7 protein-coding genes and 3 pseudogenes are annotated in these 8,011 nt (G+C 68.5%); 5 read left to right on the plus strand and 5 right to left on the minus strand.

The features are described 5' to 3' along the window. Positions 1-102: 102 nt before the first annotated feature. Positions 103-339, minus strand: a complete 237-nt coding sequence (locus AC2W7C_RS10260) for a DUF6489 family protein (RefSeq protein ID WP_486001354.1) — start codon at positions 337-339, stop codon at positions 103-105. A gap of 63 nt (positions 340-402) precedes the next feature. On the opposite strand from AC2W7C_RS10260, the pseudogene AC2W7C_RS10265 reads away from it, so the two are divergent. Continuing rightward, positions 403-1,391: pseudogene (locus tag AC2W7C_RS10265) on the plus strand (quinone oxidoreductase family protein). Between the two features lie 63 nt (positions 1,392-1,454). Here AC2W7C_RS10265 and rho read toward each other — a convergent pair. From rho to hemE, 4 genes are all read right to left on the minus strand, one after another. Beyond that, complete coding sequence (gene rho, locus AC2W7C_RS10270) at positions 1,455-2,873, minus strand: transcription termination factor Rho (protein WP_486001355.1); 1,419 nt, start codon at positions 2,871-2,873, stop codon at positions 1,455-1,457. Positions 2,874-3,101: 228 nt separating this feature from the next. Beyond that, on the minus strand, positions 3,102-3,569 hold the full coding sequence (locus AC2W7C_RS10275) for a CopD family protein (protein WP_486001356.1): 468 nt from the start codon (positions 3,567-3,569) through the stop codon (positions 3,102-3,104). Beyond that, on the minus strand, positions 3,566-4,615 hold the full coding sequence (gene hemH / locus AC2W7C_RS10280) for a ferrochelatase (protein WP_486001357.1): 1,050 nt from the start codon (positions 4,613-4,615) through the stop codon (positions 3,566-3,568). The genes AC2W7C_RS10275 and hemH overlap by 4 nt, the downstream gene beginning before the upstream one ends. Further along, complete coding sequence (gene hemE / locus AC2W7C_RS10285) at positions 4,612-5,658, minus strand: uroporphyrinogen decarboxylase (RefSeq protein WP_486001358.1); 1,047 nt, start codon at positions 5,656-5,658, stop codon at positions 4,612-4,614. Before hemE ends, hemH begins: the two co-directional genes overlap by 4 nt. A 517-nt stretch (positions 5,659-6,175) precedes the next feature. On the opposite strand from hemE, the gene AC2W7C_RS10290 reads away from it, so the two are divergent. The 4 genes and pseudogenes from AC2W7C_RS10290 to AC2W7C_RS10305 form a co-directional block, all read left to right on the plus strand. Then, positions 6,176-7,045 (plus strand): pyruvate, water dikinase regulatory protein, encoded by an 870-nt coding sequence (locus AC2W7C_RS10290; protein ID WP_486001359.1) that lies wholly within the window; start codon positions 6,176-6,178, stop codon positions 7,043-7,045. Continuing rightward, positions 7,042-7,644: a Maf family protein gene (locus AC2W7C_RS10295; protein WP_486001360.1), complete on the plus strand. Its 603-nt coding sequence runs from the start codon at positions 7,042-7,044 to the stop codon at positions 7,642-7,644. The genes AC2W7C_RS10290 and AC2W7C_RS10295 overlap by 4 nt, the downstream gene beginning before the upstream one ends. Continuing rightward, positions 7,641-7,745, plus strand: a pseudogene (locus AC2W7C_RS10300) (shikimate dehydrogenase); the annotation flags it as partial. The gene AC2W7C_RS10295 and the pseudogene AC2W7C_RS10300, both read left to right, overlap by 4 nt. Further along, positions 7,741-8,011, plus strand: a pseudogene (locus AC2W7C_RS10305) (hypothetical protein); the annotation flags it as partial. The pseudogenes AC2W7C_RS10300 and AC2W7C_RS10305, both read left to right, overlap by 5 nt.

The raw sequence follows: 8,011 nt of genomic DNA on the forward strand, positions 1-8,011 counted from the left end.
GCGAAGCGGTGGAGGGGGGGCTGAATGCGGCCGCCGGCGTGGAGGAACCTCACCACATCCTTCGGATGGTCCCCCTCCCCCCGCTGGGTGAGGAACACCCGATCACGGCTTGGTCGATCCCACCGCCGTCTCCATCATCCGGCGGAACTGGTCCTGGGCCTGCAGGCCGAAGCTGGTCCAGGACTTCATCAGCTCGTCGGGCTGCATGGCGGCGACGTTCTCGGCCATCCTCTTCTGCATCTCGGCGACCATGGCGTCATTCAGGGGCGTCACGTCGGGCAGGCCCAGGAAGGCCCGAGCCTCGGCCGGGGTGCAATCGATCTCGACGTTGATTTTCATGGGGCCGCTCCAATCTGTCAGGGACGTTCATGGCCGATCCGGCCGCGTAAAGGAACCGTCCAGATGGCCCTCCCCTCGACCCAGTTCGCCGTCCGCTTCGATCAGGCCGGCGGGCCGGAGGTGCTGAAGCTGGCCGAGGTCCCGGTTCCCTCTCCAGGACCGGGCGAGATCCTGATCCGCAACGCCGCCGTCGGCCTGAACTTCATCGACGTCTACCAGCGCTCGGGTCTCTACGCGCTGCCCTTGCCCTCGGGCCTGGGCAAGGAGGCGGCCGGGACGGTCGAGGCGATCGGCGAGGGGGTCGTCCGGTTCAGGGTCGGCGACCGCGTCGCGACGGCCACCGCGCCGGTCGGCGCCTATGCGCAGTTCCACGTCCTGCCCGAGGACGCGGCCGTGGCGGTGCCGGACGACGTCAGCCTGGAAGTCGCGGCCGCCGTGATGCTCAAGGGCATGACCGCCGAGTATCTGGTCCGACGGACGTTCACGTGAACAAGGCGACGAAGATCCTGGTCCACGCGGCCGCCGGCGGCGTCGGCCTGATCCTGTGCCAGTGGGCCAAATCGCTCGGCGCGACCGTGATCGGCACGGTCGGGTCCGAGGCAAAGGCGGCCCTGGCCCGCGACCACGGCTGCGATCACGTCATCCTCTACGATCGGGAAGACGTGGCCGAGCGAGTGAAGGCGATCACCCAGGGACGCGGCGTAGCCGTCGCCTACGATTCCGTCGGCGCCGCCACCTTCGAGGCGTCCCTGGCCAGCCTGGCGCGACGGGGAACTCTTGTCCTGTTCGGCAATGCGTCCGGCCCGGTCCCGCCGTTCGACCCGCTGCGGCTGTCGCGCGGCGGGTCGCTGTATGTCACCCGCCCCACCCTGTTCGACTATGTCGCCACCGTCGAAGAGCTGGACGCCAGCGCCGCCGCCCTGTTCGCGGTGATCCGCTCGGGCGCGGTGAAGATCGAGATTGGCCAGACCTTCCCGCTGGACCGGGTTCGCGAGGCGCACGAGGCGCTGGAGGGCCGCTGGACCACAGGCTCGACCCTGCTTATCCCCTGACAGCCGAAAGGCCCCGGATCGCTCCGAGGCCTTCCTTGTCATCCCCGCGAAGGCGGGGATGGATCAGGTGTTCATCGACTGGAAGAAGTCGCCGTTGTTCTTGGACTGGCGCAGCTTGTCGAGCAGGAACTCGATCGCATCCTGCGGGCCCATCGGGTTGAGGATGCGGCGCAGGACGTAGGTCTTGGCCAGCTGATCCTTCGGCGTGATGAGATCTTCCTTGCGGGTGCCCGACTTGAGCACGTCGATGGCCGGGAAGATGCGCTTGTCGGCGACCTTGCGGTCCAGGACGATCTCGGAGTTGCCGGTGCCCTTGAACTCTTCGAAGATCACCTCGTCCATGCGCGAGCCCGTGTCGATCAGGGCGGTGGCGATGATGGTCAGCGAGCCCCCCTGCTCCACGTTGCGCGCCGCGCCGAAGAAGCGCTTGGGCCGCTGCAGGGCGTTGGCGTCGACACCGCCGGTCAGCACCTTGCCCGACGACGGCACCGTGGCGTTGTAGGCGCGGCCCAGGCGGGTGATCGAGTCCAGCAGGATCACGACGTCCTTCTTGTGCTCGACCAGGCGCTTGGCCTTTTCGATCACCATCTCGGCGACCGCGACGTGGCGGGTGGCCGGCTCGTCGAAGGTCGAGGCGATGACCTCGCCCTTCACCGTGCGTTGCATGTCCGTGACCTCCTCCGGACGCTCGTCGATCAGAAGAACGATCAGGAAGACTTCCGGGTGATTGCGCTCGATCGACTTGGCGATGTTCTGCAGCATCACGGTCTTGCCGACGCGCGGCGGCGCGACGATCAGGCAGCGCTGGCCCTTGCCGAGCGGAGCGACGATGTCGATGACCCGTCCCGAACGGTCCTTCAGGGTCGGATCCTGGATCTCCATGTGGATCCGCTCTTCCGGATAGAGCGGGGTCAGGTTGTCGAACAGGACCTTGGTCTTGACCGCTTCCGGGTCTTCCAGATTGATCGTGTCGACCTTCAGCAGGGCGAAGTAGCGCTCGCCCTCGCGCGGGCCGCGGACGGCGCCGTGGATGGTGTCGCCCGAGCGCAGGCCGAAGCGGCGGATCTGCGACGGCGACACATAGATATCGTCCGGACCCGGAAGATAGTTGGCGTCGGGACTGCGCAGGAAGCCGAAGCCGTCCGGCAGGATCTCCAGCACGCCGTCGGCGATGATCTCCACCTCCTCGTCGGCCAGGGCCTTCAGGATGGCGAACAGCAGATCCTGCTTGCGCAGATTGGAGGCGTTCTCGACCTCAAGCCCCTCGGCGAAGGCGACCAGGTCGGCCGGCGTCTTCTCGTTGAGCTCGGCAAGGGTGATGCGGCCGTTGGGGACGATCGGTTCGCCGTCGTCCTCATCCTCGTCGTCGGCCTCCTGGTCGACCATCGGCAGGTCGGCGGCGGAGACCTCGTCGGTCGGCAGGTCGCCGTCCAGGGTCTCGGTTTCAGGAGCGGTCGGATCGGTGTCGCGGACATCGGTCATGGGTGTCTTCATCAAGTGTGCGCGCTCAAGCGCTCGCCGGGGCGAGGTCGGAGCGGCTAGGGATGTCTGGCCTTGCGGCCGGCAGGAAGAACGATGGAGTCCCGCTGGGTCGATCCGGCGGGCATCGCTTTGGAGAGAGGGACCGTCCGGCGGATGGCCAGGATCGGTTCACCGCCAGCGAAACCACGCCGGGGGCGTCAGGTCAAGCGGAGCGCGGCCGGAGGGCGTCTATCCGAAGGTCCACTCTGTCGTCACCGACAGGACGATGACGATGGCGATCAGGAACGGAATCTCGTTGGTCATGCGCCAGAAGCGGCCCGACCGGACCGAGGTCCCGGCCTGAATGCGCTTGAACTCGCCGGCCAGGAAGCCGTGCCAGCCGGACAGGGCGATCACACCCGCCAATTTGGCGATCATCCACGGCTGCGCAAGGAAGTCCCAGCCTCGGCCGGTCCCGTCCAGCCAGATCAGCCAGCCGCCGAACAGCCAGGCGGCCATCATCGCAGGGTTGACGATGATCTTGAGCAGGCGGCGCTGCCAGGTGCGCAGCAGGGTCCGCATCTCGGTGCGCAGCGGCTCGGGCTTGTCGGCCTGCTCGGCGTCATAGGCGTACAGGCGCGGCAGGAAGAGCATCCCGGCCATCCAGGCGATCACCGCCAGGATGTGCAGCCCGCGGGCGAGGTCGTACCAGTTCATGCCGCCCTCCGGACGCAGGCGCGCGGACACAGTGAATGGGCCGCAGAACAGTCATGATCGCCGATGATCGGCTCATTGGCCATGAGCGCGCGGTCGACCTGTCCCGCCAGCATGTCGATGAACTCGGGCGCCACGCCCAGCGTCGGGGCCCGGGCGTAGTTGCGGATCCCGAGGTCGCCGGCCAGCATGGCGTAGTCCATGTCCAGTTCGACCCGCGTCTCGATGTGTTCGGAGACGAAGGCGATGGGGACCACCAGCACCGACTTTCCATCGGCCGCGGCCTCGGCGATCGCTTCCTCGGTCGAGGGACCGATCCAGACGAGACGGCCGACGCGGCTCTGATAACAGACCCTGTGATCCGGCGTGTCCGGACCGATCTCCGCCCTCACGGCGGCCATGACCCGCGAGACCGTGGCTTCGACCTGCTCCTGGTACGGATCCCCTGCCTTGATGATGCGCTCAGGCAGGCCATGGGCGGAAAATAGGATGCGGACGCCTCCGTCGGCCGGCAGAAGCTTCAGCCAGGCGCGTACGATCTTGGCGTGGGCCGAAATGAAGCCGGGGTCGGCCGCATAGCAGCAGATCTTCCGAGACGAGCCCGCATAAGACCGGTCGAAGACGTCGAAGCCCGACAGGGTCGTGGTCGAGGAGAACTGGGGGTAGAGCGGCAGGACCACTGTCTCGTCGGGCTTCCAGGCCGCGATCTCGCGGGCCGCGTCGGTGATGAAGGGTTTCCAGTAGCGCATGCCGACGAAGACCTTGGCCTCACGGTCCTTGCGCCGGTTCAGGGTCTTCTCGAGCGCCGTCGCCTGCTTCCGGGTCTCGCCCAGCAGGGGCGAGCCGCCGCCCATCTTGGCGTAGTTGGCCCGGGCCGACGCCGCCCGGGTCGTCGAGATGAACCAGGCCAGCAGGTGTCTCACGCCCCAGGGCAGGCCGATGATCCGCCGGTCCGAGAATAGGTTGTAGAGAAAGGGCCGCACGTCCGCCTGCCCGTCCGGTCCTCCCAGGTTGAACAGGAGAACGGCGACGCGGTGCGGACGGCTCATTGAGCGCCGATCCGCTTCAGCACCTGCTCGACGTGGGCGATCGGCACGTCCGGCAGGATGCCGTGGCCGAGGTTGAACACCCACGGCCCCTGCCCCCAGGCCTCGAGCAGCTGATCCACCCGACGATCCAGCAGGGGGCCGCCCGCGCGCAGCAGCAGCGGATCCAGCGCGCCCTGGATCGGCTTGATCGCCTGGACACGTCGGCCGACCTCGAGCGGGCAGGCGGTGTCCAGCGCCACGGCCTGGACGTCGCATTCGGCGGCATAGCGTTCGGCCAGGGCCGCGGAGCCGCGGGGGAAGCCGATCAGTGGAACGGTCGCGCCCAGTTCTCGAACCCGCTTCACCAGCTTGACGTGGGGCTGAAGGACCAGGATCTCGAACAGGTCGTCGGGCAGGCCCTCGGCCCAGCTCTCGAAGATCTTGAGCGCCTGGGCGCCGGCGTCGGCCTGCATCTTCAGGTAATGAGCCGTCGCTTCGACCAGGACGTCCAGAACCGCCCGCACCTTCTCGGGTTCGGCATAGGCGTAGGTGCGGGCCTGGGCGCGTTCACCCTTGCCGATGGTGCGAGCCTCGCCGTCCAGCATGTAGGTGGCGACGGTCCAGGGCGCCCCGGCGAAGCCGATCAGGGCCCGCTCGGGCTCCAGCTGCTCGCGGACGATGGACAGGGTTCGGCCGACCTGTTTCAGCGCCTCGCCGGCGCCCTCGACCTTGTCGCGCATGGCCTCGACCGGCGGCAGGGCGCCCAGGCGAGGACCCTCGCCGGCCTCGAACCAGACCTCCTGCCCCAGCGCCTGCGGGATCAGCAGGATGTCGGCGAAAACGATGGCCGCGTCGAAGCCGAACCGCCGCATCGGCTGCAGCGTCGCCTCGGCGGCCTTCTCCGGATCCAGGCAGAAAGAGATGAAGTCGGGCGTCGTCGCCCGCAGCGCCCTGTATTCCGGCAGATAGCGCCCGGCCTGGCGCATGAACCAGACCGGCGGACGCGCGGTGGTTTCGCCGGCCAGGGCCTGGAGGAACAGCGGTGGGTCGGAGGGAAGCGTCATACCGTGTCGGCCTTACCGGGGCTGGAGGACCCGCTCAAGCCCGGGGCGATGTCGCACCCCCATCCTTCAATCAAATGAATTGATTTGAATTGAAGGTAGCAGCTTGGGGCGGGGATGACGGGGACAACTGGGTCCGGGAGGTGGTCAGAGGGCGGGGTTGTCCGCAACGAGTCACAGGCCGATCGACAGCCGGGTCCGCCCTGTCGATACCGGGGATAACCCTTAACGAGACCTTAACGGCGAGGCTGGGCGGGGCTTTCGGGAACGATGACGGATGGGGGCCGACCACCGGGGGTCGTCGCGATCCACAGCCGGTCGGCAAACGGTCGGGCGCCGGTGGATGTCCGGCGGGAGGGCCGATCCGTCCGTCCACTGTCATCCCCGCTCGCGAGCCGACGCCGGCGCCGCTATAGAGATCGGCGCCCCGCGGCCGTCGAACGGCGCCCCGCCCCGTCCACAGGAGTCCGTGCGTCATGCCCCGGTCGTCGACGAGAGATTCCACAGGAGTCCGGATCCCATGACGCCGGCCCGTTCCGCCGGCGGATCGCGACTGGCGACCTATTTCCATGTTCATCTGGTCTCGGACTCGACCGGCGAGACTCTGAACGCCATGGCCAAGGCGGTCGTGGCGCGCTTCGACGGGGTGATCCCGATCGAACACATCTACGCGTTGGTCCGTTCGGACCGGCAGATGGACCGGGTGCTGGAGGAGATCGCCTCGGCGCCGGGCGTGGTGCTGCACACCCTGGTGGACCGGGACTTGCGCGAGCAGCTGGAAGAGGGTTGCCGCCGGCTGGATATGCCTCAGATCGCGGCGCTGGATCCGCTGGTCGGCGCCCTGTCGCGCTATCTGGGCGCGGCCCTCTCGACCCGGGTCGGCGCCCAGCACGCCCTGGACACCGACTATTTCAATCGGATCGCGGCGCTGGACTTCGCTATGGCCCACGACGACGGTCAGGGCACGACGGAGCAGCTGGAGGGCGCCGACGTGGTGCTGTGCGGCGTCAGCCGGACGTCCAAGACGCCGACCTGCATCTATCTGGCCCATCGTGGCATCCGGGCGGCGAACGTGCCCCTGGTGCCCGGGCAGGAGGACGGCGAGCGGCTGGTCGGATTGAAGAACCCGCTGGTGATCGGCCTGACGGTGTCGCCGGATCGCCTGGTGCAGATCCGCAAGAACCGTCTGGACGGTCTGAACGCCACGCGGGCCAGCTCCTATGTCGATCACGATGCGGTGCGCGAGGAGACCGTCAAGGCGCGGCGCGCCTTCGAGCGTCGCGGCTGGCCGGTGATCGATGTCACCCGGCGGTCGGTCGAGGAGACGGCGGCCGCCATCATCAACGTCCTGAACGAGCGGCGCACCCGGCGGATGGGGGCCAGCTGGTGAGCGCGCCGGACCAGAGGCTGATCCTGGCGTCCAAGAGCGCCGCGCGCCGGGCCATGCTGGAGGGAGCCGGCGTGCCCTTCTCGGTTCAGGTCGCCGACGTCGACGAGGAGGCGGTCAAGGCCGTTCATGACCCGGCGGACGCGGCGGGGCTGGCGATGGAGCTGGCCCGGGTGAAGGCCTTGGCGGTGTCGCGGCATGACGCAGACGCCTGGGTCCTGGGCGCCGACCAGACGTTGGCTTTCGACGGAGAGCTGGTTTCAAAGGCCCGTTCGATGGACCAGGCGCGGGCGCGGCTCGGCGGGATGCGGGGTCGAGTCCACAGCCTGCACTCTGGGGCGGCCCTGGCGCGGAACGGCCAGGTGGTCTGGTCGGGCGTGGACAGCGTCTCCATGCGGATGCGGGATTTCTCGGACGATTTCTTGGACGCCTATCTGGCGGCTGAGGGCGAGGCGCTTCTGACGTCGGTGGGATCGTACCGGCTGGAAGGCCTGGGGGCCCAGCTCTTCGAGGCGGTTGAGGGGGACTATTTCACCGTCCTGGGCCTGCCCCTGTGGCTCGTCCTGGCCGAGTTGAGACGGGCCGGGGTGCTGCGCGCGTGACCGTTCGGGCCGGAGTCGCCGGACAGCCGATCGCGCATTCGCTGAGCCCGTTGCTGCACGGCGCCTGGATCCGATCCGCGGGGCTGGACGCGACATATGACGCCTTCGGGCCGGACGACGAGGCGGGGTTCGACGCCCTGGTCGCCGAGGGCCGCGCGGGCCGTCTGCGGGGGGTTGAACGTCACGGCGCCGTTCAAGGAGCGGGCCTTGGCGCTGGCCGACGAGGTCAGCGCGACCGCACGGACCTGCGGCTCGGCCAATCTTTTGACATTCCGGGCCGGGCGGCTGTCGGCGGGCAGCACCGACGGCGAGGGGTTGATGGCGGCGTTGGCCGAGCAGGCGCCGGACCTGGGACGCGGCCGCGTCG

The organism is Brevundimonas sp. CURTG3B2_SDJG (genome assembly GCF_057364705.1).

Excerpts from the sequence above, each read along its gene's own strand:
- AC2W7C_RS10260 (WP_486001354.1), bottom strand. The coding sequence starts at position 339 with ATGAAAATCAACGTCGAGATCGATTGCACCCCGGCCGAGGCTCGGGCC.
- rho (WP_486001355.1), bottom strand. The coding sequence starts at position 2,873 with ATGACCGATGTCCGCGACACCGATCCGACCGCTCCTGAAACCGAGACC.
- AC2W7C_RS10275 (WP_486001356.1), bottom strand. The coding sequence starts at position 3,569 with ATGAACTGGTACGACCTCGCCCGCGGGCTGCACATCCTGGCGGTGATC.
- hemH (WP_486001357.1), bottom strand. The coding sequence starts at position 4,615 with ATGAGCCGTCCGCACCGCGTCGCCGTTCTCCTGTTCAACCTGGGAGGA.
- hemE (WP_486001358.1), bottom strand. The coding sequence starts at position 5,658 with ATGACGCTTCCCTCCGACCCACCGCTGTTCCTCCAGGCCCTGGCCGGC.
- AC2W7C_RS10290 (WP_486001359.1), top strand. The coding sequence starts at position 6,176 with ATGACGCCGGCCCGTTCCGCCGGCGGATCGCGACTGGCGACCTATTTC.